Below are 14,461 nucleotides of genomic sequence, written 5' to 3'. Positions count from 1 at the left end.
CGGAAAGACCTGGAAGGAAGGGGAGCGGGGCACCGTGCGCTCAATCCGTTCCCCGAGCGGGGGAGTACCGGCCCTTCGCCGTGCTGCAGCGCCGCGGCGCCCCGCCGGAGCGGGATCGCCAGAGGCCCGGCCCGCAGAGGCTCAGAGGGCTCAGAGGACGCGGACGGCGCCCGTCGGACGGTCGTAGCTCAGGTTGCGCTCGACGATGCCCGTGCTGGGGTTCTGCGCGCCGACGAACTTGCCGCCGCCGACGTAGATGGCGACGTGGTAGGCGCTGCCGCGGGAGCCCCAGTACAGGATGTCGCCCGGCTGCAGGGCGCTCAGGGAGACCGAGGTGCCCTCCGCGGACTGGTCCTGGGAGACGCGCGGCAGGGAGATGCCGGCCTTGCGGTACGCGGCCTGGACGAGGCCGGAGCAGTCGTACGCGGAGGGGCCGGTGGCGCCGCTGATGTAGGCCTTGCCGACCTGCGCGCGGACGAAGTTCACGATGGCGGCGGCGGAGCCGGTCGCCGGGGCGGTCACGGTGCCGGAGCCCATCTCGCCCGAGGCGGAGGCGTTCTGCAGCGTGGTGCGGGCGGCGTTGCGGGTGGCGCGCTCGGCCTCGGCCTTGCGGTCCGCCTCGTCCTTCGCCTTCTTCTCGGCCGCTTCCTTGGCCTGCTTCGCCTCGGCGGCGGCGCCGGTGCGGGCGCTCTCCTCCTCGGCCTGCAGCTCCCCGTTGACGGCGGCCGCACGGGTGTTGTCGGCGGCGGTGGTGACGGCGGAGGACACCTCGGCGGCCAGGTCCAGGTTGAGGACCGGCATCTCGAGCGTCTCGGTCACGGGCTCGGCAGCGGGGGACGCGCTCGCCGTGCCGGCCATCGCCAGGGTGCTGAGGACGCCACCGGCAACTCCGGCGCGGACCGCGAGCTTCGAGGCGCTGCGACGGGGCTTCCGGTGGCTGGGTATGTGAGCGGTGTGGGACATGAGAACAACCGCTATCAGGGGGCCCGGGTTCCCTTCAAGAAACGTGGTCTGCGCCACAGTTGCGCGCGAGACGGCGCGAACCGGACACCCCGCGCGTCTTATTGACGCCGTAACGGACGTATCGGACACCCCTTCACAAGGCTGTGATCATGGGGTTTCAGTAATAAGTCCGAATTGACCCAGGGCCTACCATCCCGGCGCACAGTTGGCCAAGCCCGCTTTCGGAGTCATGGATTCGGTGTGGTGCAGGTCACAGGGGAGTCTCGCCGTGGAGGCCCTGTGGCCTGCTCGTGATCTCGTCGTGAGCATGCCGTGAGGGTGCGGGGTCCGGAGGGCGGCGCGGCTCACCCGGGAGGGCGGGGTCGGAGCGGCGCGGAGGGTCGAGCCGGCTCGCCCGGGAGGGCCGGCCCGGCTCACCCGGGAGGGTCGGGTCGGCTCGCCCGGGACGGCGGTCCGGCTCGCCCGGGGCGACGGTCCGGCGCCGGCCGGAGATCGTGAACGGATGCACGCGTCCACTCCCGTCCCCGGGGCCTCCCTCGACCGGGCGACGCGGATCCCTTTACAGCCATTGGCGCGATCTTGCAAATTTGCCTGCCACCCACATCGTTTGATAGGGCAGGACCCCTTCTACCTGGGGTAACAGGCTCGGATGTCACCTTTGGTGATCACTTGGATGCTTCGCGTATGTAGATCACCACTCATCGGACTTCATGATCGTTCGTCAGGTGGTGGAGATCACAAACTCGGTGTTGTCACCCGTGTCGCAGATCACAGATCGGCGGGCATAGGATGCGCAGCAGTCCGGCTTGTGAACTGCCTCACATGTACGTGATCTTCCACCGGCCGGCGCAGCGGTCCAACGGTCAAGGACGACTGGAAGGAGCGAGGAGCGTGAATGCCTACGCGCCCATCCTCGTGCTCGGCGCCCTCGGCGCAGGGTTTGCGATCTTCTCCGTGGTCATGGCCACGCTGATCGGCCCGAAACGGTACAACCGGGCGAAGCTCGAGGCGTACGAATGCGGTATCGAGCCCACGCCGACACCGGCCGGCGGCGGTCGCTTCCCCATCAAGTACTACCTGACGGCGATGCTCTTCATCGTCTTCGACATCGAAGTTGTCTTCCTCTACCCCTGGGCGGTCACCTTCGACTCCCTGGGGATCTTCGGGCTCGTCGAGATGCTGCTCTTCGTGCTCACGGTCTTCGTCGCCTACGCCTACGTCTGGCGTCGCGGCGGCCTGGAATGGGACTGAGGGGCTGAATTCCCATGGGACTGGAAGAAAAGCTGCCGAGCGGCTTCCTGCTGACCACCGTCGAACAGGCCGCGGGCTGGGTGCGCAAGGCGTCCGTCTTCCCCGCGACCTTCGGCCTGGCCTGCTGCGCGATCGAGATGATGACCACCGGAGCGGGCCGGTACGACCTGGCCCGCTTCGGCATGGAGGTCTTCCGCGGCTCGCCGCGCCAGGCCGATCTGATGATCGTGGCCGGCCGGGTCAGCCAGAAGATGGCGCCGGTGCTGCGGCAGGTGTACGACCAGATGCCCGCTCCCAAATGGGTCATCTCCATGGGGGTTTGTGCATCGTCGGGCGGAATGTTCAACAACTACGCCATCGTGCAGGGCGTCGACCACATCGTCCCGGTGGACATCTACCTCCCCGGCTGCCCGCCCCGCCCCGAGATGCTGCTGGACGCGATCCTCAAGCTCCACCAGAAGATCCAGTCCTCCAAGCTCGGCGTGAACCGGGAAGAGGCGGCCCGCGAGGCGGAGGCGGCGGCCCTCAAGGCCCTGCCCACCATCGAGATGAAGGGGCTGCTCCGGTGAGCGAGACCACCCCGCACCACGGCAACGGCAACGGCGACCCCGAAGCGGGCGGGAACAACGTTCCTGCCCCCCGCGCCTTTGGCGCCGGCCCCGAGGTCATCGGCGTCCGCAAGGGCATGTTCGGCGCCACGGGCGGCGGCGACACCAGCGGCTACGGCGGCCTGGTCCGCACCGTCGCCCTCCCCGGCGCCAGCCACCGCCCGTACGGCTCGTACTTCGACGAGGTCGCCGACGAACTCGAAGGCGCCCTGGAGGAGCAGGACCTGCTCCCGCAGAACGCGATCGAGAAGACCGTCGTCGACCGCGGCGAGCTCACCTTCCACATCGCCCGCGAGCACCTGGTCCGCGTGGCCCGCACCCTGCGCGACGACCCCGCCCTGCGCTTCGAGCTGTGCACCGGCGTCAGCGGCGTGCACTTCCCCGAGGACAGGGGTCGCGAGCTGCACGCCGTCTACCACCTGCGCTCGCTCACCCACGGCCGGATGATCCGCCTGGAGGTGTCCGCGCCGGACAGCGACCCGCACATCCCGTCGCTCGTCTCCGTCTACCCGACCAACGACTGGCACGAGCGCGAGACGTACGACTTCTTCGGCCTGGTCTTCGACGGGCACCCGGCCCTCACCCGGATCATGATGCCGGACGACTGGCAGGGCTTCCCGCAGCGCAAGGACTACCCGCTCGGCGGCATCCCCATCGAGTACAAGGGCGCCCAGATCCCGGCTCCCGACCAGCGGAGGTCGTACAGCTGATGTCCACGTCACACCACGCAGAGTCGCGCGAGACCACCGAGGGCCCCGTCTACACCGTCACCGGCGGCGACTGGGACGAGATCGTCCGCTCGGCGGCCAAGGCGGACGACGAGCGCATCGTCGTCAACATGGGTCCGCAGCACCCGTCCACCCACGGAGTGCTCCGCCTGATCCTGGAGATCGACGGCGAGACCGTCACCGAGGCCCGCTGCGGCATCGGCTACCTCCACACCGGCATCGAGAAGAACCTCGAATTCCGGAACTGGACGCAGGGCACCACCTTCGTCACGCGCATGGACTACCTCACGCCGTTCTTCAACGAGACGGCGTACTGCCTCGGCGTCGAGAAGCTCCTCGGCATCACCGACCAGGTCCCCGACCGGGCCACCGTGATCCGCGTCCTGCTGATGGAGCTCAACCGGCTCTCCTCCCACCTGGTGTGCATCGCCACCGGCGGCATGGAGCTGGGCGCCACCACGATCATGATCTACGGCTTCCGCGACCGCGAGCTGATCCTCGACATCTACGAGCTGATCACCGGCCTGCGCATGAACCACGCCTTCATCCGCCCCGGCGGCCTGGCGCAGGACCTGCCCCCGGGCGCCATGGACCAGCTGCGCGACTTCCTCAAGACCATGAAGAGGAACCTGCCGGAGTACGACAAGCTCGCCACCGGCAACCCCATCTTCAAGGCGCGCATGCAGGACGTCGGCTACCTCGACCTCGCCGGCTGCATGGCCCTCGGCGCCACCGGCCCGATCCTGCGCTCGGCCGGCCTGCCGCACGACCTGCGCAAGTCCGACCCGTACTGCGGCTACGAGACCTACGAGTTCGACGTGCCGACGACGGAGACCTGCGACTCCTACGGGCGGTTCCTGATCCGCCTCGAGGAGATGCGCCAGTCGCTGCGGATCATCGAGCAGTGCCTGGACCGCCTGGAGCCCGGCCCGGTCATGGTCGCCGACAAGAAGATCGCCTGGCCGGCGCAGCTCGCGATGGGCCCCGACGGCCTCGGCAACTCGCTCGACCACATCAAGAACATCATGGGCACCTCCATGGAGGCCCTCATCCACCACTTCAAGCTGGTGACCGAGGGCTTCCGGGTGCCGGCCGGGCAGGCGTACGCGGCCGTGGAGTCCCCCAAGGGCGAGCTCGGCGTCCACGTCGTCTCCGACGGCGGCACCCGCCCCTACCGGGTCCACTTCCGCGACCCGTCCTTCACCAACCTCCAGGCCATGGCCGCGATGTGCGAGGGCGGCCAGGTCGCCGACGTCATCGTCGCCGTCGCCTCCATCGACCCCGTGATGGGAGGCGTCGACCGATGACAGAGATCTCGCTCGGCATGCCGCAGCTCCCGGCCCCGGACTATCCGGCGGACGTACGCGCCCGGCTCGAAGCGGACGCGAAGGAGGTCATCGCCCGCTACCCCGACAGCCGCTCCGCGCTCCTGCCGCTGCTGCACCTGACCCAGTCCGAGGAGGGCCACGTCTCGCGCACCGGCATCCGCTTCTGCGCCGAGGTGCTGGGCCTGACCACCGCCGAGGTCACCGCCGTCGCCACCTTCTACACGATGTACCGGCGCCGCCCCTCGGGCGACTACCAGGTCGGCGTCTGCACCAACACCCTGTGCGCGGTCATGGGCGGCGACGCCATCTTCGAGGAGCTCAAGGAGCACCTCGGCGTCGAGAACAACGGCACCACCCCCGACGGCAAGGTCACCCTCGAACACATCGAGTGCAACGCGGCCTGCGACTACGCCCCCGTGGTGATGGTCAACTGGGAGTTCTTCGACAACCAGACCCCCGCCTCCGCCAAGGACCTCGTCGACGACCTGCGCGCCGGCCGGCCCGTGGCGCCGACCCGGGGCGCCCGGCTGTGCACGTACAAGGAGACCGCGCGGATCCTGGCGGGCTTCCCCGACGAGCGCGAGGGCGCCGTCGAGGAGAGCGGAGGCGCCGGACCCGCCTCCCTGATCGGACTGCGCATCGCCCGCGGCGAGTCCCCGCACCACGGCAAGGTCGTGCACCCGCGCGCCGAGGCGAGCGGCGAGGAGGGGGAGTGATGACGGTGACTGCTGCCATGCAGAACGGCACCAGCCCGGAGAAGCTGCTGGCACCGGTGCTGTCGGCGTTCTGGGACGAGCCCCGGTCGTGGACGCTGGAGACCTACCGGCGCCACGAGGGCTACGAGGGGCTGCGCAAGGCGCTCGCCATGACCCCGGACGAGGTCATCGCGTACGTGAAGGACTCGGGCCTGCGCGGCCGCGGCGGCGCGGGCTTCCCCACCGGGATGAAGTGGCAGTTCATCCCGCAGGGCGACGGCAAGCCGCACTACCTCGTCGTGAACGCGGACGAGTCGGAGCCGGGCACCTGCAAGGACATCCCCCTGCTCTTCGCCAACCCGCACTCCCTCATCGAGGGAATGATCATCGCCTGCTACGCGATCCGCTCGGAGCACGCCTTCATCTACCTGCGCGGCGAGGTCGTGCCGGTGCTGCGCCGCCTGCACGAGGCGGTGCGCGAGGCGTACGAGGCCGGCTACCTCGGCGAGGACATCCTCGGCAGCGGCCTGAAGCTCGACATCACCGTGCACGCGGGCGCGGGCGCCTACATCTGCGGCGAGGAGACAGCCCTCCTCGACTCCCTCGAAGGCCGGCGCGGTCAGCCCCGGCTGCGTCCCCCCTTCCCCGCCGTCGAGGGGCTCTACGCCTGCCCCACTGTGGTGAACAACGTCGAGTCCATCGCGTCGGTTCCCGCGATCCTGAACAAGGGCAAGGACTGGTTCAAGGCGATGGGGACGGAGAAGTCCCCCGGCTTCACCCTGTACTCCCTCTCCGGGCACGTCGCCGGCCCCGGCCAGTACGAGGCCCCGCTCGGCATCACCCTGCGCCAGCTCCTCGACATGAGCGGCGGGATGCGCCCCGGCCACAAGCTGAAGTTCTGGACCCCGGGCGGCTCCTCCACCCCGATGTTCACCGCCGAGCACCTCGACGTGCCGCTCGACTACGAGGGCGTCGGCGCGGCCGGGTCCATGCTCGGCACCAAGGCCCTGCAGTGCTTCGACGAGACCACCTGCGTGGTGCGGGCCGTGACCCGGTGGACGGAGTTCTACGCCCACGAGTCCTGCGGCAAGTGCACGCCCTGCCGCGAAGGCACGTACTGGCTGGTCCAGTTGCTCCGCGACATCGAGGCCGGCAAGGGCGTCATGTCCGACCTCGACAAGCTGAACGACATCGCCGACAACATCAACGGCAAGTCGTTCTGCGCGCTCGGCGACGGCGCCGCCAGCCCGATCTTCTCCTCGCTGAAGTACTTCCGCGAGGAGTACGAGCAGCACATCACGGGCAAGGGCTGCCCCTTCGACCCCAGGAAGTCGACCCTCTGGGCCGACACGGAGGTGAACGCATGACCGTCACCACGAACGCGACCGGCGGTGGCGGAGCGGTGGCACAGCCGCCCGAGGACACGGTCTCCCTGACCATCGACGGCATCGAGCTGTCGGTCCCCAAGGGGACCCTCGTCATCCGGGCCGCCGAGCAGATCGGCATCGAGATCCCCCGGTTCTGCGACCACCCGCTCCTCGACCCGGTCGGCGCCTGCCGCCAGTGCATCGTCGAGGTCGAGGGCCAGCGCAAGCCGATGGCCTCCTGCACCATCACCTGCACCGACGGCATGGTCGTCAGGACGCAGCTCACCTCCGAGGTCGCCGAGAAGTCCCAGCGCGGCGTGATGGAGCTGCTGCTGATCAACCACCCGCTGGACTGCCCGGTCTGCGACAAGGGCGGCGAGTGCCCCCTGCAGAACCAGGCCATGTCGCACGGCAACGCCGACTCCCGCTTCGAGGGCAGGAAGCGCACCTACGAGAAGCCGGTGCCGATCTCCACGCAGGTGCTGCTGGACCGCGAGCGGTGCGTGCTGTGCGCGCGCTGCACCCGCTTCTCCACGCAGGTCGCCGGCGACCCGATGATCGAGCTGCTCGAACGCGGGGCGCTGCAGCAGGTCGGCACCGGCGAGGGCGACCCGTTCGAGTCGTACTTCTCCGGCAACACCATCCAGATCTGCCCGGTCGGCGCCCTCACCTCGGCCGCGTACCGCTTCCGCTCCCGCCCCTTCGACCTCGTCTCCTCCCCGAGCGTGTGCGAGCACTGTGCGGGCGGCTGCGCGACCCGCACCGATCACCGCCGCGGCAAGGTGCTGCGCCGGATGGCCGCGGAGGACCCCGAGGTCAACGAGGAGTGGATCTGCGACAAGGGCCGCTTCGCGTTCCGCTACGCGCAGCGCCCCGACCGGCTGACGACCCCGCTGGTCAGGAGCGCCTCGGGCGTCCTGGAGCCGGCGAGCTGGCCCGAGGCCCTGGAGGCCGCGGCCGCCGGGCTCGCCGCCGCGCGCGGCCGGGCGGGCGTCCTGACGGGCGGGCGGCTCACCGTCGAGGACGCCTACGCGTACGCCAAGTTCGCCCGGGTCGTCCTGGACACCAACGACATCGACTTCCGGGCCCGGGTGCACAGCGCGGAGGAGGCCGAGTTCCTCGCCGCCACCGTGGCCGGCACGGGGGCGGACCTCGGCGGCGGCGGCGTCACATATCGGGAGCTGGAGGCGGCCCCGGCGGTGCTGCTCGCCGGCATCGAGGCCGAGGAGGAGGCCCCCGGGGTCTTCCTGCGGCTGCGCAAGGCGTTCCGCAAGCGGGGGCAGCGCACCTTCGCCCTCGCCCCGTTCGCCACCCGCGGCCTGCAGAAGGCGGGCGGCACCCTGCTGGCCGCCGCCCCCGGCACCGAGCCGGAGTGGCTGGAGGCGCTGGCCTCGCGGACCGGCCTGGAGGCGGGCGGCGGGGCGGCCGCCGAGGCGCTGCGCACGCCCGGTGCGGTCCTGGTGGTCGGGGAGCGCCTCGCCGGGGTGCCCGGCGGGCTGACCGCCGCCGTACGGGCGGCCGCGGCGACCGGGGCCCGCCTGGTGTGGATCCCGCGCCGGGCCGGGGAGCGGGCCGCGGTCGAGGCGGGCGCGCTGCCGTCGCTGCTGCCCGGGGCGCGCCCGGCCACCGACCCGCGGGCCCGTGACGAGGTCGCGGCCGCCTGGGGGCTGCAGGAGCTGCCGCACCGCTACGGCCGCGACACCGGCCAGATCGTGGAGGCTGCGGCCGGCGGCGAGCTGAGGGCGCTGCTGGTCGCGGGCGTCGAGGTCAGGGACCTGCCGGATCCGCAGCGGGCGCGCGTGGCGCTGGAGGAGGCCTTCGTGGTCAGCCTGGAGCTGCGGCCCGGCGAGGTCACCGACCACGCCGACGTGGTGTTCCCGGTCGCGGCCGTCGCCGAGAAGGCGGGCACGTTCATCAACTGGGAGGGCCGGGTCCGGCCGTTCGAGGCGGCGCTCAAGCCCGACCAGATGACCCGCCCGCTCGCCCCGGCCGACGCCCGTGTGCTGCACATGCTGGCGGACGCCGCCGACCGCCCGCTGGGCCTGCCCGACGTGCACGCCGTACGCCGGGAGATCGACCGGCTCGGCCCGTGGGCCGGGGAGCGGGCCGCGGAACAGCCGGCGTCGACCGCGCCGCTGCCCCGCCCCGCTGCGGGCGAGGCGGTCCTCGCGGGCCACCGGCTGCTGCTGGACCAGGGCCTGCTCCAGGAGGGCGACGAGGCCCTGGCGGGCACCCGGCACGAGGCCGCGGCCCGGCTGTCGGCGGCCACGGCCGCGGAGACGGGCGTCAAGGACGGCGACGTCCTCGCCGTGACCGGCCCGGCGGGCAGCGTGGAACTCCCGCTGCGGATCACCGAGATGCCCGACCGGGTGGTCTGGCTCCCGCTGAACTCCACCGGTTCCGGCGTGCGCGCCGACACCGGCGCCCACCCGGGCACCCTCGTACGGATCGGCCCGGCGACGCGGGCCGGCGCAGGCGGCACCACTGCGGAGGTGGGCGCGTGAACGCGGTACAGCTCGCTGCCGAGGACCTGTCCCTGTTCGGCAGGGACCCCTGGTGGCTGGTCGTGGTCAAGGCGGTGTTCTGCTTCGCCTTCCTGATGGTGACCGTGCTGTTCTCCATCGTGTGGGAGCGCAAGGTCGTGGCCTGGATGCAGCTGCGCATCGGCCCGAACCGGCACGGCCCCTGGGGCATGCTGCAGTCGCTGGCCGACGGCGTGAAGCTGATGCTCAAGGAAGACATCATCGTCAAGCGCGCCGACAAGGTCGTCTACGTGCTCGCCCCGATCGTCGCGGCGATCCCGGCGTTCATGGCGATCGCGGTGATCCCCTTCGGGCCCCCCGGCGACGAGGTGTCGATCTTCGGGGTGCGCACCACGATGCAGCTGACCGACCTGCCCATCGCGATGTTGTACATCCTCGCGGTGGCCTCGGTCGGGATCTACGGGATCGTGCTCGCGGGCTGGTCGTCGGGCTCGACGTACCCGCTGCTGGGCGGCTTGCGCTCCTGCGCGCAGATGATCAGCTACGAGATCGCGATGGGTGCGGCGTTCGCCTCGGTCTTCCTCTACTCCGGGTCGATGTCGACCTCGGCGATCGTGGAGGCGCAGGCCGACCGCTGGTACATCGTGCTGCTGCCGGTGTCGTTCATCATCTACGTGATCACGATGGTCGGCGAGACGAACCGCGCCCCCTTCGACATGCCGGAGTCCGAGGGCGACCTCGTCGGCGGCTTCAACACCGAGTACTCGTCGATCAAGTTCGCGATGTTCATGCTGGCGGAGTACGTCAACATGGTCACCGTCTCGGCGGTGTCGGTGACGCTCTTCCTCGGCGGCTGGCGGGCCCCCGCGCCGATCTCGACGTACTGGGAGGGCGCCAACCACGGCTGGTGGCCGCTGCTCTGGTTCACCCTCAAGGTGCAGCTGCTGCTGTTCTTCTTCATCTGGCTGCGCGGCACGCTGCCCCGCGTCCGCTACGACCAGCTGATGAAGCTGGGCTGGAAGGTCCTGATCCCGGTCTCGGTGCTGTGGCTGATGCTGGTGGCCACCGTGCGGGCCCTGCGCAACGAGCGCTACGACTTCAGCGAGATCGTCCTGTACGTGGGCGGCGGCGTCGTGGCGGTCCTGCTGCTGTCCTTCGTCGCCGACTTCTTCCGCGAGCGGCGGGAGAAGACGGCCGCCGAGGAGGCCGGGGCGGCCGCCGCGGCCGAGCCCTTCGACCCGTTCGCGGGCGGGTTCCCCGTACCGCCCAAGCCCGGCCAGCGGCCGGAACCCGTACCGCGCAGGCGGCCCCGCGAGCAGCGGGAGCTGATGGTCAGTGGCGGCGCGAACACCGACAACGACCGAGAGGAGGGTTGAGACGTGTCTGACGAGAAGTGGCAGAACCCGGTGGCCGGCTTCGGCGTGACCTTCAAGGCCATGTTCAAGAAGCGCCTCACCGAGCAGTACCCGGAGCAGCAGAAGACCACCGCGCCGCGCTTCCACGGACGGCACCAGCTCAACCGGCACCCGGACGGTCTGGAGAAGTGCATCGGGTGCGAGCTGTGCGCCTGGGCCTGCCCCGCGGACGCCATCTACGTGGAGGGCGCGGACAACACGGAGGAGGAGCGCTACTCCCCGGGCGAGCGCTACGGCCGCGTCTACCAGATCAACTACGCCCGCTGCATCCTGTGCGGGCTGTGCATCGAGGCGTGCCCGACGCGGGCGCTGACGATGACGAACGAGTTCGAGCTGGCCGACGCGAGCCGCGAGTCGCTGATCTACACCAAGGAGCAGCTGCTCGCCGGGCTGACCGAGGGCATGGTCGAGGCCCCGCACGAGATGTACCCGGGCACGGACGAGCAGGACTACTACCGCGGTCTGGTGACGGGGGCGGCCCCGGGCACCGAGCGGCAGGCGGCGGTGTCCAAGGGCGAGTCCGCGCAGGAGAAGGACACGGCCGAGGGGGTGGGGGCGTGAGCGCGATCGCCGCGGGCGCGGCCACCCTCACCTCCACGGGCGAGGCGGTGCAGTTCTGGATCCTGGGCACGGTCGCCGTGATCGGCGCGCTGGCCACGATCCTGATGAAGAAGGCCGTACACAGCGCCCTCAGCCTCGCCGGGACGATGATCGTCCTGGCGGTGTTCTACCTCGCCAACGGGGCGTACTTCCTGGGCGTGGTCCAGGTGATCGTCTACACCGGCGCGATCATGATGCTCTTCCTCTTCGTGGTCATGCTCGTCGGCGTCACCGCAGCGGACTCGCTGAAGGAGACCATCAAGGGCCAGCGCTGGCTGGCCGTCCTGTGCGGGCTGGGCTTCGGCGTCCTGCTGATCGCCGGCATCGCCAACGCCTCGCTGAAGCACTTCAACGGGCTGGGGCGGGTCAACGGCGCCGGGCACGTGGAGGGCCTCGCGGAGCTGATCTTCACCAAGTACGTCTTCGCCTTCGAGATCACCGGCGCGCTGCTGATCACCGCCGCCGTCGGCGCGATGGTGCTGACCCACCGCGAGCGCACCGAGCGGGCCGCCACCCAGCGCGAGCTCGCCGAGCGGCGCGTACGCGAGGGGGTCCAGCTCCCGCCGCTGCCCGCGCCCGGCGTGTACGCCCGGCACAACGCGGTGGACGTCGCCGGCCTGCTGCCGGACGGCACCCCGTCCGAGCTGACCGTCAGCAAGACGCTGCGCGCCCGCGGCCAGATCCGCGACGTCTCGCCCGAGGCGCTGTCGGACCTGAAGGCCCTGGAGCGGCGGTCGGCGGAGCGCCTCGGCCGTGAGGAGGCCTCGAAGTGAACCCGGTCAACTACCTGTACCTGGCGGCCCTGCTGTTCACCATCGGCGCCGCGGGCGTGCTGATCCGGCGCAACGCCATCGTGCTGTTCATGTGCGTGGAGCTGATGCTCAACGCCTGCAACCTCGCGTTCGTGGCGTTCTCCCGGATGCACGGCAACCTCGACGGCCAGATCATCGCGTTCTTCACGATGGTCGTCGCCGCCGCGGAGGTCGTGGTGGGCCTCGCGATCATCGTGTCGCTGTTTCGTACCCGCCACTCGGCCTCGGTCGACGACGCCAGCCTGATGAAGCTGTAAGGGGCGTACACAGTGGAGAATCTGATTGCGCTGCTGGTGGCGGCGCCCCTGCTGGGAGCGGCGGTGCTGCTGTGCGGCGGCCGGCGCCTCGACGGGGCCGGCCACTGGATCGGCACCCTGCTCGCCGCCGTCTCCTTCGGCATCGGCGTCGCCCTGTTCGCGGACATGCTGGGGCGCAGCGCCGACGAGCGGACCCTGCACCAGTTCCTGTACCGCTGGATCCCGGTCGAGGGCTTCCAGGCGGACGTCGCCTTCCGGCTGGACCAGCTGTCGATGACGTTCGTCCTGCTGATCTCCGGGGTGGGCACGCTCATCCACGTGTACTCGATCGGGTACATGGAGCACGACGAGCGCCGCCGCCGCTTCTTCGGCTACCTGAACCTCTTCCTCGCGGCGATGCTGCTGCTGGTCCTCGCCGACAACTACCTGCTGCTGTACGTCGGCTGGGAGGGCGTGGGCCTGGCCTCGTACCTGCTCATCGGCTTCTGGCAGCACAAGCCCAGCGCGGCGACCGCCGCGAAGAAGGCCTTCCTGGTCAACCGGGTCGGCGACATGGGGCTCTCCATCGCGATCATGGTCATGTTCACCACCTTCGGGACCTTCGCGTTCGGGCCGGTGCTGGACTCGGCGGGCAAGGCGTCCGAGGGGACGCTGACCGCGATCGCCCTGATGCTGCTGCTCGCCGCCTGCGGCAAGTCGGCGCAGGTGCCGCTGCAGTCCTGGCTCGGCGACGCGATGGAGGGCCCGACCCCGGTCTCGGCCCTCATCCACGCCGCGACCATGGTCACCGCCGGCGTCTACCTGATCGTCCGCTCCGGGGCGATCTTCAACGGGGCGCCCGACGCACAGCTCGTCGTCACCGTCGTGGGCGCGGTCACGCTGCTCTTCGGTGCGATCGTCGGTTGCGCGAAGGACGACATCAAGAAGGCCCTCGCGGGGTCGACGATGTCGCAGATCGGCTACATGGTCCTCGCCGCCGGCCTCGGCCCCATCGGCTACGTCTTCGCGATCATGCACCTGGTGACGCACGGCTTCTTCAAGGCGGGCCTCTTCCTCGGCGCCGGCTCCGTGATGCACGGGATGAACGACGAGGTCGACATGCGCAAGTACGGCGGCCTGCGCCGGTACATGCCGATCACCTTCGTGACCTTCGGCCTCGGCTACCTGGCCATCATCGGCTTCCCGGGCCTGTCCGGCTTCTTCTCCAAGGACAAGATCATCGAGGCGGCCTTCGCCAAGGGCGGCACCGAGGGCTGGGTCCTCGGCGGCGCGGCCCTCCTCGGCGCGGCCATCACCGCCTTCTACATGACCCGGGTCATGCTGATGACCTTCTTCGGCGAGAAGCGCTGGCAGCCCGCCCCCGACGCCGACAAGGTGCCGAGCGCCGAGCCCGCCGCCGAGCACCACGCCGGGGAACTGCCGCACCCGCACGAGTCCCCGAAGTCCATGACGGTCCCGATGATCCTGCTGGCCTTCGGCTCGGTCTTCGCCGGCGCCTTCTTCGCCATCGGCGACCGGTTCCTGAAGTGGCTGGAGCCCGTCACCGGGTACGAGCACGGCAACCCTCCGGTCAGCGCCATGAGCGTCACCCTCGCGACGATGGTCTGCCTGGTCATCGGCGTCGCGATCGCCTGGGCCATGTACGGGCGCCGGCCGGTCCCGGTCACCGCGCCGCGGGGCAGCCTGCTCACCCGGGCCGCCCGTCGCGACCTGCTCCAGGACGACTTCAACCACATCGTGCTGGTGCGCGGCGGGGAGCACCTGACCCGCTCCCTGGTGTACGTCGACCACAGCCTGGTCGACGGGGTCGTCAACGGGACCGCCGCCTCGGTCGGCGGCCTGTCGGGCCGGCTGCGCAAGCTCCAGAACGGCTACGCCCGCAGCTACGCGGTCTCGATGTTCGGGGGCACGGCGATCCTCATCGCCGCGACCCTGCTGATGAGGGCGGTGTGAG

13 protein-coding genes are annotated in these 14,461 nt (G+C 70.5%); 12 read left to right on the top strand and 1 reads right to left on the bottom strand.

Features of this window, described 5'->3' with window-relative positions; translation table 11 throughout:
- Nucleotides 1-150 precede the first annotated feature (150 nt).
- Nucleotides 151-963 (bottom strand): NlpC/P60 family protein, encoded by an 813-nt coding sequence (locus AB0F11_RS15065; RefSeq protein ID WP_362172629.1) that lies wholly within the window; start codon nt 961-963, stop codon nt 151-153.
- Nucleotides 964-1,854: 891 nt separating this feature from the next.
- On the opposite strand from AB0F11_RS15065, the gene AB0F11_RS15060 reads away from it, so the two are divergent.
- From AB0F11_RS15060 to nuoL, 12 genes are read left to right on the top strand one after another with little or no spacing between them, the layout of a single operon-like run.
- Nucleotides 1,855-2,214 carry an NADH-quinone oxidoreductase subunit A gene (locus tag AB0F11_RS15060; RefSeq protein WP_030028256.1) on the top strand — a complete coding sequence of 120 codons (360 nt, stop codon included), beginning with the start codon at nt 1,855-1,857 and terminating at the stop codon, nt 2,212-2,214.
- 14 nt (nt 2,215-2,228) lie between these two features.
- Nucleotides 2,229-2,783, top strand: coding sequence for an NADH-quinone oxidoreductase subunit B family protein (locus tag AB0F11_RS15055; RefSeq protein ID WP_362172626.1), 555 nt, complete (start codon nt 2,229-2,231; stop codon nt 2,781-2,783).
- Nucleotides 2,780-3,532, top strand: coding sequence for an NADH-quinone oxidoreductase subunit C (locus AB0F11_RS15050; protein ID WP_362172623.1), 753 nt, complete (start codon nt 2,780-2,782; stop codon nt 3,530-3,532). The genes AB0F11_RS15055 and AB0F11_RS15050 overlap by 4 nt, the downstream gene beginning before the upstream one ends.
- Complete coding sequence (locus AB0F11_RS15045) at nt 3,532-4,857, top strand: NADH-quinone oxidoreductase subunit D (RefSeq protein ID WP_362172620.1); 1,326 nt, start codon at nt 3,532-3,534, stop codon at nt 4,855-4,857. The genes AB0F11_RS15050 and AB0F11_RS15045 overlap by 1 nt, the downstream gene beginning before the upstream one ends.
- Nucleotides 4,854-5,594, top strand: a complete 741-nt coding sequence (gene nuoE, locus AB0F11_RS15040) for an NADH-quinone oxidoreductase subunit NuoE (RefSeq protein ID WP_362172617.1) — start codon at nt 4,854-4,856, stop codon at nt 5,592-5,594. The genes AB0F11_RS15045 and nuoE overlap by 4 nt, the downstream gene beginning before the upstream one ends.
- Nucleotides 5,594-6,940 (top strand): NADH-quinone oxidoreductase subunit NuoF, encoded by a 1,347-nt coding sequence (gene nuoF / locus AB0F11_RS15035; RefSeq protein WP_362172615.1) that lies wholly within the window; start codon nt 5,594-5,596, stop codon nt 6,938-6,940. The genes nuoE and nuoF overlap by 1 nt, the downstream gene beginning before the upstream one ends.
- A complete protein-coding gene (locus AB0F11_RS15030) occupies nt 6,937-9,444 on the top strand; it encodes an NADH-quinone oxidoreductase subunit G (protein ID WP_362172612.1) in 2,508 nt (835 codons plus the stop codon). Before nuoF ends, AB0F11_RS15030 begins: the two co-directional genes overlap by 4 nt.
- A complete protein-coding gene (gene nuoH / locus AB0F11_RS15025) occupies nt 9,441-10,799 on the top strand; it encodes an NADH-quinone oxidoreductase subunit NuoH (RefSeq protein WP_362172609.1) in 1,359 nt (452 codons plus the stop codon). The genes AB0F11_RS15030 and nuoH overlap by 4 nt, the downstream gene beginning before the upstream one ends.
- A 3-nt stretch (nt 10,800-10,802) precedes the next feature.
- On the top strand, nt 10,803-11,399 hold the full coding sequence (nuoI, locus tag AB0F11_RS15020; protein WP_362172606.1) for an NADH-quinone oxidoreductase subunit NuoI: 597 nt from the start codon (nt 10,803-10,805) through the stop codon (nt 11,397-11,399).
- Entirely contained in the window at nt 11,396-12,211 is an 816-nt protein-coding gene (locus AB0F11_RS15015) for an NADH-quinone oxidoreductase subunit J (protein WP_362172604.1), read from the top strand. The genes nuoI and AB0F11_RS15015 overlap by 4 nt, the downstream gene beginning before the upstream one ends.
- A complete protein-coding gene (nuoK, locus tag AB0F11_RS15010) occupies nt 12,208-12,507 on the top strand; it encodes an NADH-quinone oxidoreductase subunit NuoK (protein WP_045946785.1) in 300 nt (99 codons plus the stop codon). Before AB0F11_RS15015 ends, nuoK begins: the two co-directional genes overlap by 4 nt.
- Before the next feature lie 12 nt (nt 12,508-12,519).
- Nucleotides 12,520-14,460 (top strand): NADH-quinone oxidoreductase subunit L, encoded by a 1,941-nt coding sequence (gene nuoL, locus AB0F11_RS15005; RefSeq protein WP_362172601.1) that lies wholly within the window; start codon nt 12,520-12,522, stop codon nt 14,458-14,460.
- Nucleotide 14,461 lies beyond the last annotated feature (1 nt).

Source organism: Streptomyces sp. NPDC032472 (assembly GCF_040636955.1).
Taxonomy (GTDB): domain Bacteria; phylum Actinomycetota; class Actinomycetes; order Streptomycetales; family Streptomycetaceae; genus Streptomyces.
Note: the sequence above shows the minus strand (reverse complement) of the source record. Positions and strands in the feature narration are given on the sequence as shown.